This window comes from Acidobacteriota bacterium (assembly GCA_016716905.1).
GTDB lineage: Bacteria > Acidobacteriota > Vicinamibacteria > Vicinamibacterales > SCN-69-37 > SYFT01.
In genome coordinates, this window is record JADJUS010000022.1 from 1,469,003 (window position 1) to 1,482,948 (window position 13,946).

Annotated in this window: 15 protein-coding genes and 1 pseudogene; 4 read left to right on the forward strand and 12 right to left on the reverse strand. The window is 67.6% G+C overall.

Annotation, left to right across the window (positions count from 1 at the left end; genetic code table 11):
* The first annotated feature begins 4 nt into the window (after positions 1 to 4).
* On the forward strand, positions 5 to 298 hold the full coding sequence (locus IPL75_22445) for a Nif11-like leader peptide family RiPP precursor (protein ID MBK9242956.1): 294 nt from the start codon (positions 5 to 7) through the stop codon (positions 296 to 298).
* Here the strand turns inward: IPL75_22445 and IPL75_22450 are convergent.
* From IPL75_22450 to IPL75_22495, 10 genes are all read right to left on the reverse strand, one after another.
* Positions 287 to 1,594 (reverse strand): glycosyltransferase, encoded by a 1,308-nt coding sequence (locus IPL75_22450; GenBank protein ID MBK9242957.1) that lies wholly within the window; start codon positions 1,592 to 1,594, stop codon positions 287 to 289. The two genes, IPL75_22445 and IPL75_22450, sit on opposite strands and share 12 nt — an antisense overlap.
* Positions 1,591 to 2,178, reverse strand: a complete 588-nt coding sequence (locus IPL75_22455) for a class I SAM-dependent methyltransferase (GenBank protein ID MBK9242958.1) — start codon at positions 2,176 to 2,178, stop codon at positions 1,591 to 1,593. Before IPL75_22455 ends, IPL75_22450 begins: the two co-directional genes overlap by 4 nt.
* Entirely contained in the window at positions 2,179 to 2,706 is a 528-nt protein-coding gene (locus tag IPL75_22460; GenBank protein MBK9242959.1) for a hypothetical protein, read from the reverse strand.
* A complete protein-coding gene (locus IPL75_22465; GenBank protein MBK9242960.1) occupies positions 2,679 to 3,260 on the reverse strand; it encodes a CDP-alcohol phosphatidyltransferase family protein in 582 nt (193 codons plus the stop codon). The genes IPL75_22460 and IPL75_22465 overlap by 28 nt, the downstream gene beginning before the upstream one ends.
* 26 nt (positions 3,261 to 3,286) lie before the next feature.
* Complete coding sequence (locus IPL75_22470; GenBank protein ID MBK9242961.1) at positions 3,287 to 4,627, reverse strand: hypothetical protein; 1,341 nt, start codon at positions 4,625 to 4,627, stop codon at positions 3,287 to 3,289.
* Entirely contained in the window at positions 4,624 to 5,457 is an 834-nt protein-coding gene (locus IPL75_22475) for a glycosyltransferase (GenBank protein ID MBK9242962.1), read from the reverse strand. Before IPL75_22475 ends, IPL75_22470 begins: the two co-directional genes overlap by 4 nt.
* Before the next feature lie 92 nt (positions 5,458 to 5,549).
* On the reverse strand, positions 5,550 to 7,532 hold the full coding sequence (locus tag IPL75_22480; protein ID MBK9242963.1) for a von Willebrand factor type A domain-containing protein: 1,983 nt from the start codon (positions 7,530 to 7,532) through the stop codon (positions 5,550 to 5,552).
* 47 nt (positions 7,533 to 7,579) lie between these two features.
* Entirely contained in the window at positions 7,580 to 8,095 is a 516-nt protein-coding gene (locus tag IPL75_22485) for a hypothetical protein (protein ID MBK9242964.1), read from the reverse strand.
* Positions 8,096 to 8,347: 252 nt separating this feature from the next.
* Positions 8,348 to 8,683: a zf-HC2 domain-containing protein gene (locus IPL75_22490; protein MBK9242965.1), complete on the reverse strand. Its 336-nt coding sequence runs from the start codon at positions 8,681 to 8,683 to the stop codon at positions 8,348 to 8,350.
* The gene (locus IPL75_22495; GenBank protein ID MBK9242966.1) at positions 8,673 to 9,185 is read right to left on the reverse strand and encodes a sigma-70 family RNA polymerase sigma factor; all 513 of its coding nucleotides are present in this window, start codon (positions 9,183 to 9,185) and stop codon (positions 8,673 to 8,675) included. The genes IPL75_22490 and IPL75_22495 overlap by 11 nt, the downstream gene beginning before the upstream one ends.
* Positions 9,186 to 9,265: 80 nt before the next feature.
* Here IPL75_22495 and IPL75_22500 point away from each other — a divergent pair, with 80 nt between their 5' ends.
* The gene (locus IPL75_22500; protein ID MBK9242967.1) at positions 9,266 to 9,958 is read left to right on the forward strand and encodes a hypothetical protein; all 693 of its coding nucleotides are present in this window, start codon (positions 9,266 to 9,268) and stop codon (positions 9,956 to 9,958) included.
* A gap of 26 nt (positions 9,959 to 9,984) precedes the next feature.
* Here IPL75_22500 and IPL75_22505 read toward each other — a convergent pair whose 3' ends face one another.
* A complete protein-coding gene (locus IPL75_22505) occupies positions 9,985 to 10,593 on the reverse strand; it encodes a discoidin domain-containing protein (protein ID MBK9242968.1) in 609 nt (202 codons plus the stop codon).
* Positions 10,594 to 10,915: 322 nt separating this feature from the next.
* On the opposite strand from IPL75_22505, the gene IPL75_22510 reads away from it, so the two are divergent.
* Positions 10,916 to 11,176, forward strand: a complete 261-nt coding sequence (locus tag IPL75_22510; GenBank protein MBK9242969.1) for a thrombospondin type 3 repeat-containing protein — start codon at positions 10,916 to 10,918, stop codon at positions 11,174 to 11,176.
* Positions 11,177 to 11,420: 244 nt separating this feature from the next.
* A pseudogene (locus IPL75_22515) lies at positions 11,421 to 12,290 on the forward strand (M23 family metallopeptidase).
* A gap of 1,295 nt (positions 12,291 to 13,585) precedes the next feature.
* Here the strand turns inward: IPL75_22515 and IPL75_22520 are convergent.
* Positions 13,586 to 13,945, reverse strand: coding sequence for a PIN domain-containing protein (locus IPL75_22520; protein MBK9242970.1), 360 nt, complete (start codon positions 13,943 to 13,945; stop codon positions 13,586 to 13,588).
* Position 13,946: the final 1 nt, after the last annotated feature.

Here is a 13,946-nt window from a genome sequence, read left to right on the forward strand (position 1 = left end):
TCGCATGAGCATCCAGGTTGCAAAGGAATTTCTGGTCAAGATTGCCACTGATGCGAAGGCAGCCGAAGAGGCGCAGGCGGCGCACGAGGAATCGCTGGTGGGCCTCGGCAAACGCATGGGCTTCGCGTTCAACGCAGCCGACCTTCGCGAGGCCATGACGGCGATCGATGAACTTGATGAACTCAGCGAGAGCGCGCTGGAAGGGGTGGCCGGTGGGCGCGGGCTGCCCACGAGTGGCGGGATCAAGCTCGGGATTCCGAAGATCTCTGGGTGGCGCGACGATAGCCTACTCTGGTAACCGGCACGAGGCGACGACCACCTCGGCCAGTCGACCTGCAAGCTGGCGCATCTCGAATCGCTCCAGCCAGGACGACTGGACGTTCGTCATCAGTTGACCGCGCTTCCACCTCGACCAGAGGTCCACAATGGCCATGGCGACGCCTTGGCAGTCAGTCGTCGCGATGCTGTGAGTCACGCCCGCTTCCCGCAGCAGGCGATCATTGGCTCCTCCGGGTGTGACCACCGCTAATATCGGCCGGCCTGCAGCCAGATATTCGTAGACCTTCCCCGAGACACAATCACTCTGGTCGTCACGGGTCTGCAACAGCAGCAAAACGTCGGCCTCCCGCATGCGTCGTCGGCTGTGGGCGACTGGCACTGTCGGCGTGGCGGTGACCCACGCATCCAGATCCAGGCTGGCGGCCGCCTCCCGCGCGCTCTCACAGCGGCCCACAAACTCCACGTGGATCGACGCCGCAACCTCAGGATGTGTGTCTACAACCAGCCTCAATGCCTGCAGAAATGCGTCGGGTGGACGATGGGCGTACAGGCTGCCGACAAACGCGATGGCCATCCGGCTGCGCGAGACCACAGGCCCCGGTGGCGCGATGGGCGCCGCTCGGTCGAAGCCGCTCGGAATGGTCAGGAAGCGCGTCGACAGATCGGGGTACAGCTCGGCCATGCGTTCGCGCGTCATATCGCTCGCAAACACCACCCGCGCGGCCTGCCCAAGTACGCGACACTCCCACCACAGTCCGGCCTGTCGCGCAGCCTCGTTCTCCCACGCCGCCAGGGCGCCATAGGTCAGGGGATCCCGATAGTCCAGAATGAGTGGCACGCCACTGATGCGGCTCGCCTCTGCCGCAATCTTGATCCAGGCGAATGGTGGCGCCGTCGCCCAGATCGCCGCAGCATCAGTCCGCTCGACCAGGTCGAGGCAGGCACCGAGCAAGGCCCACCCGGCATCAGAGAGGTCCGGCGTCTCTGATGCCCGTCGAAGGCGGCGCGTTATCGTTCGATGCTCGCGCGGCGCGAGTGGCAGCCGCAGGCGCCGTTGGCTCGAAGCCTCGTACCGCGACCAGGCGTCACTGGCTGGCCGATGCACTTCGATGCCCGACGCCACTGGGTCGAACTGCGCAGGATCGTTGAGATATCCAAACAGCGTCGGCGACGTGAGTACGGTCGGGTTGAGACCGAACTGCGGGAGGTAGGAAGCAAAGCCCACCGATCGCGCGCAACCGGGCGCCACCATCGGCGGAAAGTAACAGGCCATCATGAGGATCGGCCGATTGGGGCACGGCGCCGCCGGGGTCATATCGGGAGTGGCGAGGGACGCTTGCGGTAGATCTGGTTTTCGGAAATCTCCAGGTATGACGGATCCCGCTTGACCAGCAAATCAACCACCCACTTCACTTGCGGCGTGTGCATCTGCTCGTCGGTGTAGAGCTCTCGAACAATCGGGGTTCGATTCGGGTTGACGGTCGGGGAAGCGGCAATCGTCCAGTCGTAGTCGTCGAACACGACGTACCCACCAGGCTGAAGCAGCCGATCAATCAGGAGGAATGCGAGGGCATCATGCACCCAGGTGTGGGCGCCGTCGAGATAGACGAAGTCGAACAAGGGACGATCGTGTTCGCGCAACAGCTTCGCGAGAGGCCAGTTGTACGAATCGAGCCGGCGGCTGGAGCAACCACAGGCGATGACGTTTGAATAGCCGCGCTCGCGGAGTTGGGCGGCAACGGTGTCCACCTTCTCCTGGAAATCGAAGAGGTACAGGACGCCGTCGCCATCGAGCGTCTGCGCGACGCCGAGCGACGTGCGTCCTGTCCCAATGCCGATCTCCGCAATCGTGCGGCACTGTGTGGCAGCCACGAGGGCCGCCACATCAACCTGTCCCACCTATTTCGACAGCTTGAAATGCACGCCCGCGCTGACGACGGCGTTGTTCGCCGAGTCGTGCAACACGGTGTAAACGAACTGCGCAAACGCCTGCATGCGCCCGCTCGACTTGACCGTGGCGCCGACGATGTAGTTGAACCCGAGCGCGGATTCGTTGTCGAAGACGTTGCCGTCGTAGCTGATGCGTTCAAACGCGAGGCCGGTGCCCACATAGGGTTCGATGCGCGACGTACTGGCCACTTCCAGGCGCTTGATCACGTTGAAGTCCATCTGGAACCGCGTCGTCAGGTCGCGGACGAAGTAGGTAAAACGCGGATTGAGCTCCATGTTCTGGGTGCCGACGGCGCCGCGGGCGTCCGCGCCAATGACCAGGAACTCATCCCAGCTGCTTTCGTGTTCGCCGCCGATGAACGGACCCACCCGCCACTGTGCCGAGGCAGGAGCGGCAGATACCAACAGGGCCGCCACGGTCACACATCCAACGGCAAGCACCCGCACTGTCAATTTTCGTAGACCTTCGGAACGCATCTTTCCCTCCTTCGGGAATCCAGAGTCAACACTCGAAACACATGGGCTACATCATCTATCGGCCGATCGAGCTTCCACGTGATGGCAAGCTCCTCGACGCCCGACAGCACCAGCACGGCCACACTGATTTGTAGTGGAAAAAGTGTATCAAACCTGAGCCACGCGGCCAGGGCCGGCGGACAGAGCACCAGGGACGCGCGGGCCAGGCGTGTGTGATACGACGTGAGGCGTCCGAATTTGAACCACCCCGCGGCCATCGGGCCGGCGTAGGCACACACGGCTGCTGCCAGTAGTGGCCATTGGGCGACCAGATGCTGTGGGAAGAGCACCGCCACTCCCACCAGGCCTGCGGAATTGAACGCCAGGTCCGCCCGCGAATCGAGGCGGGCGCCGCGCGGCGACGCGGTCTTCAGCTGGCGCGACAGTGGACCATCGAGGGCGTCGGTGAGAAGCCCGAACGCCATGAGCCGCGCGAACCATGCCGTCTCACCCACCCACGCCGCCAGCAACGCCACCGGCGCCGCCGCCATGCGGCTGATGGTGATGGCGTTCACAAGTCTCTCCCGCCGAGTCGTGCCGATCATGGCCGGGTCCGCAACGCGCTCCGGAACCGCTCGCGATTCACCACCTGCTCACACGTCCACAACTCGCCGAGCCCCTGCAGTTCGGTGAGCAGGTCCGGGTACCAATCGATCCATTGCCGGGCGTAGCAGTCGTGCAGGCTGATGACGAGAATGTCGCGCTTCGCAATCTCGTCGCGCAGCCGCGCCATCCACTGCGCGCGCGTGAGTGCGCCGGTGTGCAGCGGCCAGTCATCGAGGTGCACGGGAATCTTCACAATGCCATTTTCGATCCTCGGCTCCTGGAACCTGAAACTGCTCGCCGACGAAAGGAGCCACTCAAAATTCCAGTAGGCCAGGGTGTAGTCCGAGAGATCGGCGGTAATCTTCGACTGCGGCGGCCGATAACCTTTCACCTGAAGGTCCACCTCGCGGGTGCGTGCCAGTTGCGTGGGGTCGCCAACCTTGTGGTCGTACGAATGAAAGGCCAGCGCATGGCCGTCGGCCGCCACAGCGGCCGCCGTGTCGCGAAACAGCAGGCCCAGCACCTGATAGGTGGTGCGCACATCGTGCGCGCGCTCCACGGCGAGCATGCGGTGGAACGCCTCGCGGCACTCGCTCTCGGTCACTTTGGTATCGACGTTCGACTCGATGTCGTGACAGATGCAGATCACCTTGCGACCGGTTGCAGGCGTGTCGGGCATGGCCGCATGGTTGAGCCGCGCGATCCGGTCGTGGTTGTCCTTCAGAGCCACAACCCAGTATTCGGCACGGTCGATGGCCACCCTGCGGCAGGAATAGTGTTCACCAACCGAGTCATAGATCTGGGTGAACAGTCCCGGATCGATGCGCTTCTTGGTTGCGCCGATGATGTGGTCAGCGGTTGGGGAATGGACGATGTCGAGACCGTGGTCGGCGGCAAAATCCAGGATGGCGTTGAAGAGGATCCGGTACCAGTAGCGAAAGCGCGTGTCGAGCCTGGCGCTGGCGGCCCGCTTCAGGCTGGGGCTGCGATAGATCTGCTGGCAGAGGTCCGACTGCAGATAGGTGACCACGCCGGTGCGGCCTTCGACAAAAAGGCCCGCTGCGGCGATAAGGCCCTTTCTTCCAAACTGCTGGCCGTGCCAGTTGACCGCCGGGTCCGTGAATAACGCGTCGGGAAAGCCGCCCAGCCAGTTGGAATACACGTTGAGCTGGATGTGCTGGCCTGAGGCGATCCGCCGGCGTGAGACGCCCCGCTTCTCAAGACACAGGTGTGTATCGGCATAGGGCTTGGGCAGGGCGATCACGTCGTGCGGGAAGTACTCACGCGCCCGGAAGCCGCGCTCGGTAAATTGCGCGCGCTCGGCCGCCACCTTCATTTAAGACCTCGGCGCCTCCGGGCGTCGCCGGCGGCAATCTCGGCCTGAGCCGCATGCACCGGGCGTCCGTACCAGGGCAGGTGAATGGCAAGGACGCGCGCTTTCTCATCGCCTCGAAGCCCGTGTTTCTCCAGAATCCGCTCCAACGTGCGTTTCGCCTGGTCCCGGTCACGAAGTGTCAGGCGCTCGCCGTCGTGATCGCGGTAGTTGTAGAGGCTCGCCGGGACAATGGCCACCGTGGCACCGCGCTCCAGCATCGTCCAGATCAGATCGAAGTCGTCGATACCGGGGTAGTCGCCGAGCGATTCGTCCAGGCCGCCGGCCTCCACGATGGCCGTCTTTCGGAACAGGAAGAAATGTTTCAGGTAACGGGCTCGTTCTTCAAGGGTGGTTCGCTTCTGAAACGTCTCGAGACTCGGAGGCGCACCAGGGGCCATGGCCGGCGTCCGGCCGTCTGCGAGAAACACGGTCAGGCCTGTCGACACGATGTCCACCTGATGAGGCAAACAGCGTTCGACCGCGCGCGGGTCCAGCCAATCATCAGAGAGCAGCAGGCCGACGCGATCCGCTGAGGCGAGTTGAATGCCGTGGTTGATGGCGGCGGCAAAGCCACCTTGCACCGGCTCAGGCTCGATGCGCAGACCAGGATGCTCGGCAGCGAGTGAGGCGAGGAGCCTGGTGTTCGACTCGCGCGCGCGGGTCGAATACACCACGATCACCTCGCACGGAGCCGTTTGCGCGAGAGCCGACCGCACGCTCTGCTCAAGCCAACTGTCGACCTGATCGAGCAGCGGCACCACGATTGTCGCGCCAAATCGTTGGGAGGACACCGGAACGGGAGCGTAGCCCATGTGCGTCGCGTGTGCAAAACGACCTCTGAGGTAACGACCTCAGAGGTCGTTTTGCGAACGCGCCAATCACCTCACCGCGTGCGCTGCAACCGCGCGAGGCCGCGCGCGGTTTCCACCAGTTCCGCAAACCCCGCCTTGTCGGTGGCGAGCGCGGGCGAGACGGTGATTGCGTTTACGCGGCGCACCAACGCGTCCCAGCGGCCGGCATCAGTCGTGCCCCTGCGCAACATGAGACCAAACTCCGCAACCGCCGCCGCGAACGGCAGGTGCCGCACCGGGCCACCCGACCGCACCGACTGCTCGATGAGCGCGCTCACGTCTCCATCCGGCTGCTTGTAACGCGCCTTTACGGTCAGCCAGTCGCCGCTGGTGTTGGCCGGGCGGGACGGACGATCGATCACCGCGGGGTTCGCCTGGTACTTCAGCGGGTCCACGCTGGGCCGGCCCTCTGAGTCACCAGCACCCTCCCACTCCACTCCGACCGGCACCACTTCGTACAGCACGGTCACCGTATGGCCGGCGCCCATTTCCCCGCCGTCCTTGCGGTCATTGTTGAAGTCTTTGTCTGCAAGCAACCGGTTCTCGTAGCCGATGAGCCTCCACGACGCGACCATTGCGGGGTTGAACTCCACCTGGAACTTCACGTCCTTCGCCACGGTCTCGAGCGTGGAATCGGTTTCGTGAAGGAGCACGCGACGCGCCTCCTGCAGCGAATCCAGGTACACGTAGTGGCCGTTGCCCTTGTTGGCCATCTGCTCGAGCGCTGAATCATTCAGGTTGCCCTGGCCGACTCCGAAGATCGAAAGGAACACACCCGACTCGCGCTCGCGCTCGATGAGGCGCACAAGGTCACGCTCGTTGGTTACACCGACATTGAAGTCGCCATCGGTGGCCAGCATCACGCGATTGACGCCGCCCGGGATGAACGCTTCCCGCGCAAGGCGATACGCGGTGACGATGCCCTGCGCGCCGTTGGTGGATCCGCTCGCGTTCAGGTTCGCGATCGCGCGCTGGATGACGTCGCGTCGACGGACCGGCGTGGACGCGAGCGCCACGCCGCTCGATCCCGCATAAGTGACGATGGCGAGGCGGTCGTCAGGGTTGAGGGAGTCCACAAACAAGCCAAGGGCGGTCCTGAGCATGGGCAGGCGATCGGCCGGCGCCATCGAACCCGACACGTCGATAAGCAGCACGATGCTGCGGCCTTCTCGCGTTTGCGGCGCGGCCGCCCGGGCGCGGGCACCGACGAGCACGAGTTTGTGCGAGGGCGCCCACGGGCAGTCGGCCACTTCAGTGGTCAGCGCCATAGGCCGGCCATTACGTGGCTGCGCGTAGTCGGGATGGAAGTAGTTGAGCAGCTCCTCGACGCGCACGGCATCAGACGGCGGCAACTGGCCCGACGACAGGAATCGGCGCACGTTGGCGTACGACGCGGTGTCCACGTCGGCGCCGAACGTGGAGAGGGGCTGGGTCCTGGTGTCCTGGAACCGGTTGGGATCGATCGGCGCGTAGCGCTCGCGGTCTTCGAAGTAGATCTGCCCGGTCACCACGCGTTCATACATGCGCTGGGGTGCGACGCCGCCGCCACCCGCACGTCCTGCCGCAACGCCACCCGAGATGGGTGTCCTCTGCGACGTCGCGACGGTCGGGTAAGGAGGAGGGGCCGGAAGAGACTGCCCCAAGGCGTCCACGGTCTTGGCGGCTGCGGTGACTTCCACCGCTGGCGCCATCACGAGCGGCAGTTTGACCGCCGCGACACCGGCTGCGACTCGGAACTCGCGCACCAGCGTCGGCGCGCTTCGATGCGTGGCCCGCACGCGATAGTCGCCGGGCGCAACATTCTGGAACGTGAATCGCCCTTCGGCGTCGGACGTCGTGCGGCTGACGACGACCGCCTGGCGTTCGAGCGTGATGGACGCACCGGCAAGGGGCGACAGGGCGCCATCAACAACCGTGCCGGTGACGAGCGTTCCGGATGGCTGCGCGCCTGGCGCGGCCACAAGGAACAGGAGAACAAGCGCACACAACGGAAGAACGAAAAGTCGTCGAATCATCACTCACCTCGCCCTTAGAACGAGGTGGGTCAGAAACCTTGCAGCGGTCAGTCGTTGGGAGGTCCGGCGACCCAGGTCAGGCCGGCATCAGAGGTCGAAAATGTCCGGCCGTCTTCGGCCGTGACCACAGCGCGCAGGGCGTCGATGGCCTGGACGGATCTCAGGTGGACCCGATGCGGGAATGCCACCCGCTCGAAAGTGAGACCGTTCCTGGAGAGAAACACGGCGCCGTCACGGCCGACCAGCCAGCACAGGTTCTGCGACGAGGCCGAACCTGCGGTCAGCACAAACGGCTGGCCGGCAGGAAGACTCGCGACGGTCCAGGTGATGCCGCCATCCACCGACCGTTGCACGCCGGTTCCACCGAGAATCCGCCACCGCGCGGGCTTGAGCACACCACCGCCGCGGCCACCCGCCACACCGCTTGTGGCCATTCGAGAGGCAGAGGCGAGCGGATCGGGCGCGATGAACTCGATCGTCACGGAGTCCAGGCTGACGCGTTCTGCCATCGCGGGGATGGCGATCGAGGTCGGTCTTGTCGGCGCGGCGGTCTGTTGCGCCACGCCTCCCAGTGTGGGCGCAGCCGCCGTCACCTGAACAGGCGGGGGCGGGGGAGCCGCCGGAAGTGGGGCCGGCGGCAACACCACCGGGCGGCGGTGGCGGCGGCTTCCGCAGGGCGCACCGGCCGCGACCTGAGGGAGAGGCGCCGGTCTAGGCGCCCGCTCCGATCGGCGTGCTTCAGCCTGCTTTGATGGCGCGGCCTGACGCGTCCGGTCAGGCGCCTGGCGGCGGAGGCGCCGTCGGCGGCGCGGGAATCAGGGCGGGGCCGCAGGCGCCAGTTCGCTCGACGCCACGGTCGCTGTCGGCGTCGGGACAGATGGGGGCCGGTTCGTCCAGACCACGAGCGTCACAGAAGCGGCCACGGCCAGACCTGCGGCACCCAGACGCACCGCGGGGCGCGACCAGAACGGAAGCACCACAGCGGCCTGAGGCTGGCTTCGCACAAACGCCGCCAACACCTCCTGGCAGCGCTCACAGTTGGACAGATGCAGTTCCACCGCTGCCGCTTCAGCGGCCGGCAGGCCGCGGTCGGCCCACGCCGCCAGCGTTTCGGCGTCGACGCAGTGTTCGCGTGTGGCGTCAGTGGTCACTGGGATCCCTCTCATTCTGAACGATCCGGCCAGGGGATCTTGCAAGCATCCCTCCCAGGTCCAAATCCCCGGCATCGTTCATCACGGTGCGCAGGCAATCCGTCAACGCAGGCGCGGCGAACCCATGGGTCTCGCGCATTGACACCTCGACCGCCGCCCGAAGGTCGCGCCGAATGCGCGTCAGGTGCCTCGAGGCGGTGGCTTCGTGTTCACCAAACATCTTGCCGATGGCCGACAGCGTCAGATCCTGGACGTAGTAACAGCCGAGTCGCAATCGATCGCGCGGCTCGAGCCGGGCGATCGCGTCGGCCAACGCCAACCGAACTGCGGCTCGACACCCGGACTCCTCCGGATCCGGCGCGGCTGGTGGCGCCAGCCGGATCGCCCTGCCCTGCGGCGGGGCATCGTCATCTGGCAGCGGTACCAGTTGGTCGGAACTCCCGCACGAACCGCTCCCATGCCGCCTCGTCACCGGCGGCACACGCGGCCGCCAGTGCGACATCGGCCTGATGGTCGGATTCGGGCGCGCCGGAACTCACGTGCGTATTGTGACGCCAGACCCGTCTGTTATAGTCGCGGGCCATGAAGTCTTCCGCGATTGTGCCCGTGCTCTTTGTGTTGTCGCTTGGATTCGCCTCCCCGGCAGTTGCGCAAACCGACAGCCCGCCCTGGTATGCCGGTGTTGGCGTGGGCCGGCTGAACACCGACTTCCGGCCGTACTACACCTACTACGCCGGCGGCACGCCGGACGAGTACCACAATGAGGGGCATGGCCTGGACGTCGAGTTCGTTGCGGGCCGGCGCGTTCACAACTCGAAGCGCTGGTCGCTTGCCCTGCAGGCGAGCGCGGGCATCAATACATTCAAGTGGTCACTTGATATCCCGGCCGAACCGGCGGCGCTTGAGTACTCGCTTCCCTACCGGATGGCGGTCAGCCTGGTGCCGGAACTGCACCTGGGCCGCGTGTCGGTCTACGCCGACATCGGCGGCGGCCTGGGGCGGGTGCATCAGGTGAAGACCACGCCGGATGCGACCGTATCGAGATACGACTACGACGAGATGCGGCCGACGTTGAACATCGGCGGCGGTATCAAAGTCAGCGCCTCCCGCAAGGTCGCGCTGTTCGCGCACGTCGGCCACGTCAGGCACTTCGGTGTTGAATTCGATTCCTTCAGCAATATGACGGGCATGCTCCCGGTGGTGAGCAAGGTGGAGCACGTCACGGACTCCCCACGTGGCACCGGGTTCAGGGTCGGGTTGATCACGCGCTTTTAGGTCACGGTTTATCAGCGCCCGGGGCGCTAGCAGCCCCGGAAGCCGACTTCCCACCAGGCCACCCAGCTGTCGCTCACCGTCGTGGTGATGCGCACACGCTGCGCAGTCTGCATGGTGCCGAACGTCTGGGTGATGAGCTGGTTGTTGGTCGTGATACCGGTCCAGCTGAATGCCGGCGCGCCGTCGAATGTGATGTCGTGGTTGGTGAAACTGACTGCCGGCAACTGGTCCGGCAGGCCGGTCATCACCGAGAACCGCTGCGGTGAGCCAAAGTCCACTTCGAGCCACGCCACCGGCCAATAGCCGGCATTCCAGTTTGTCAGGGGATCCAGGTCGAACGCGAGCGCTGGGACGTAGTCTTCCAGGGCGTTGTTGGCGCTGAACGTCGCGCCCGCGGGCAGGCTGAAGACCCGCGTCGCGTCGCCATGCCTGAGGTGCGCGGGGACCGCGCTACCGGCAACGCTGATGGCGTGGACGCTGCCATCGCCGCTGACGTGGCATACGTCAACCTTCGCCGCCTGGGCCTCGAGGGCGGCCGAAGCGCCGACGGGCGACGGAGCGGAGGGACTGCCAGGCTGAGCACAGGCACCGGCAAACAGGGGCAGGAGAACAACCAGTACGCGCGAGACCTTCATGAAACTCCTTTGTCGAAGCGCCGCGGCCAGCAGCCAATGCTGGCGGGCGGCGGCGGTTGACGTGGTGCGGGCAGTCTAGACGCCGAGGTGATGTACGTCAATGCGGCCCTGCGCCTTGACCCGCGCCAGCACCTGCACCCGCGAAACAGGGTGTTCATCCCCGGAGGATGAACACCCTGTTGGCCTGCTGACAACGAACTCAACTGATAGGGAATGTTGAGCGGGCGGCACACGAGGTAATCTTGCCGCTTTCCACACCGCTGATAAGTCCGTTGCGCCTCCAGTTATTGGCCAACTGAGTCACGGCCCGGACAAACGCGCCATGATCGGTGGCTCCTGCTGCAGCCTGGGCAATCAAGTCATTAAACGTTGCGCCATTGGCCAGCGTTTTTTCGGGATTGCCTTTGCCAACCTTGATGGCGGCGGCGCTGACGCCGACGGCGATGGCGCCACCGACGACGTTGACAACTGCCCCGCCACTGCCAACAGTGACCAGGCAGATGCTGATGGCGACGGCGTGGGCGACGTGTGTGACCCGGATGATGACAACGACGGCGTGAACGACGCCCAGGTCCTCAGGTGATAGATATTGAAATCACGCCGGATGCAACCGCGCGCCACCATCTACCCGAGCGGGAAACGTGTTGTGGGGATGCGGCGAAAGTGCATGACGGCCCAGACGCTGTGTAGCCGATGGCCCCAGAGCCGGGAGAACAATCGGCAAGAGCGCAGCAAACGCCTTCGGGTGCCCACCCAGACCACACCTTCAGCCGCTCACCCCCTTCAGGTGTTTCCCACAGGAGGGCGCCTTGCGAGACAATCGGCGCATGTGGTGGCGCGTCTCCATAAGTGTGCTGGTCGGCCTTGGCCTGGTCACCGGAGAGGTCGCTCCCGCGCCCGTCGCAGCGGCGCCGACGCTCACGATCACACACACGGCCCGCTCGCTGCAGCCCGGCGAGCTCGTCCTGCTGACCATCGTCTCAGACGTGGCGCTCTCGACGCTGGAAGCACGGGCATGTGATCGCACTGAGCGTGTGCAGCCGCTGCCGCCCACGGCCGCGAGACCTCATGCCTGGCGTGCGCTGATCGGTATCGACCTCGACGTTCGGCCCGGCGCCTACCGGGTGTCGGTGTCCGGCGGCAGCGACGCTGGGACAACAATCACCGAGCACACACTGCGGGTCGCCACCAAGGCGTTCCGCACGCGACGGCTCTCGGTGGATCCGGACTTCGTGAATCCGCCGGAGAGTGAAGCGGCGCGCATCACAAGGGAGACCGCCACGATCGAGGCCGCGTGGGAAGGGAGCAACGGGCCGGATCCTGCGCCTGGCCTGTCGTTTGTCGCGCCGGTGCCCCACAAGGCCAACTCCGCGTTCGGCACGCGCAGTGTATTTAATGGCGAAGTGCGCAACGCACACAGCGGCGCTGATTTTCTCAGCCCAACCGGCACGCCCATCAAGGCACCCGCGCCAGGCACGGTCGTCCTCGCGGAAGACTTGTACTTCTCTGGCGGCGCGGTCATCGTCGATCACGGTCTGGGTATCGTGTCGCTGTTCGCGCATATGTCGAAGATCGTCGCGACCCCTGGTGCTGATGTGGCGCAGGGCGAGGTGCTGGGTCTGGTGGGGGCCACCGGGCGAGTGACGGGCGCGCATCTGCACTGGACGGTTCGCGTGAATGGAGCGCGCGTAGACCCACTCGCTCGTTGCGCTACTGCGAAGGCCGCAATCTCGGCCTTGAGGAGCAGGCGGGTGAATTCAGGGGGGGGTGGCAACGCCCCGGGGGGGGGGGGGGGGCAAGAAATGGGCGGGGGGCCGGAACCCGGGGGGGGGGGGGGGGGGGGGGGGGGGGGGGGGGGGGGGAGGGGGGGGGGGGGGGGGGGGGGGGGGCGGCGGGCCGGCGGGCCCCCCGGGGGGGGGGGGGGGGGGGGGGCGCCCCCCCCCCCCCCCCCGCCCGCCCCCCCGGGGGCGGGGGGGGGGGGGGGGGGGGGGGGGGGGGGGGGGGGGGGGGGGGCGGGGGGGGTTTCGGCCCGGGGCCCGCCGGCCCCCCCCCCCCCCGCCGCGGGGCGGCCCCGGGGGGGGGGGGGGGGGGGGGCCCCCGCGGCCCCCCCCGCCCCCCGGCGGGGGGGGGGGGGCGCCGGGGGCGCCCGGGGGGGCCGGCGCGGGGGGCCCCCCGCCCCGCGGCCCCGGGGGCCCCCGGGGGCGGGGGGGGGGGGGGGGGGGCGGGGGGGGGGGGGGGGTGTGGGGGGGCGGCGCCCCACCCCGGGGACCCGGGGGCCCCGGCCCCCCCCGGGGGGGGGGTCCGCGGGTCCTTGCCGGGGCCCCCCCCCCCCCCCCCCCGCGCCCCCGGGGCGGCCCGGCGGGCGGGGGGGGGGCCCCCCCCCCCCGCCCCCCGGCCCCCCCGGGCGCGCCGCGCCGGGGGGGGGCGGGGGGGGGGGGGGGGGGGGGGGGGCGGGGGGGCCGGGCCGGCCCGGCCCGGGGGGGGGGGGGCGCCCCCGCCCGCCCCCCCCCCCCCCGCCCCCCCCCGGCCGCCCGGGCCCGGGGGGGGGGGGGGGGGGGGGGGGGGGGGCGCGGGGCCCCCCCCCGGGCGCCCCCCCCCCCCCCCCCCCCCCCCGCCGCCCCCGCCCCCCCCGGGGCGCGGGCGCGCCCCCCCGGGGGGGGGGGGGGGGGGGGCCCCCCGCGGCGCCCACCCCCCCCCCCCCAAAGGCCGGGTTTCTGGGGGCCCCCGGCCCCGGGGGGGCGGCGCCCAAAAAAAAAAACCAGGGGGGGGCCCCCCCCCCTTTCCCCGGGGGGGGGCCCCCCCCCCCCCCGGGGCCGGCGAAACCCCCCGGCGGGGGGAGGGGCCCCCCCCCCGACCCCCCCGGGGGAAAGGGGGGGGGGGGGGGGGGGGGGGGGGGGGGGGGGGGGGGGGGGGGGGGGGGCCCGAGCTACGTACCGGAAACTTCCCCAGTTCCTCAGTTCCTCAGTTCCTAACTTCCCCAGTTCCCCAGTTCCTAATACGGAATCCGCACGGCGGGATCTCCCGCCGGGAAGTCTTTTGTATTGCGGGTCACGAGCGGCGCCGACTCCAACTGCGCGGTGGCCCAGATGATCGCTTCGGGGAGCCGCACGCGCGTACGTCGGCGAATCTCGATCGCCCGCCTCGCCACCTGCCGAGTGATCTCAATCACACGGAACTCCCGCAAAAACAGGTCGATGACGTCCGCTTCGGCTTCGGATCTCGATCCGATCTGCAGTTCCATCCAGGTGACGATGCTGATGCCGCGGCGGGTGTAGCGGTCAAATTCCTGTTGAGCCTCCTCGCGGCCGACGAGGTAGTCGATCAGGATGTTGGTGTCGAAGACCGCTTCGATG

Bases quoted from the DNA above. Each gene is read 5' to 3' on its own strand.
- IPL75_22495 (MBK9242966.1), bottom strand. From the start codon at position 9,185: ATGTCGCACTGGCGGCCGCGTGTGCCGCCGGTGACGAGGCGGCATGGG.
- IPL75_22505 (MBK9242968.1), bottom strand. From the start codon at position 10,593: ATGAAGGTCTCGCGCGTACTGGTTGTTCTCCTGCCCCTGTTTGCCGGT.
- IPL75_22460 (MBK9242959.1), bottom strand. From the start codon at position 2,706: ATGCGTTCCGAAGGTCTACGAAAATTGACAGTGCGGGTGCTTGCCGTT.
- IPL75_22500 (MBK9242967.1), top strand. From the start codon at position 9,266: ATGAAGTCTTCCGCGATTGTGCCCGTGCTCTTTGTGTTGTCGCTTGGA.
- IPL75_22450 (MBK9242957.1), bottom strand. From the start codon at position 1,594: ATGACCCCGGCGGCGCCGTGCCCCAATCGGCCGATCCTCATGATGGCC.
- IPL75_22510 (MBK9242969.1), top strand. From the start codon at position 10,916: ATGATCGGTGGCTCCTGCTGCAGCCTGGGCAATCAAGTCATTAAACGT.
- IPL75_22445 (MBK9242956.1), top strand. From the start codon at position 5: ATGAGCATCCAGGTTGCAAAGGAATTTCTGGTCAAGATTGCCACTGAT.
- IPL75_22470 (MBK9242961.1), bottom strand. From the start codon at position 4,627: ATGAAGGTGGCGGCCGAGCGCGCGCAATTTACCGAGCGCGGCTTCCGG.
- IPL75_22480 (MBK9242963.1), bottom strand. From the start codon at position 7,532: ATGATTCGACGACTTTTCGTTCTTCCGTTGTGTGCGCTTGTTCTCCTG.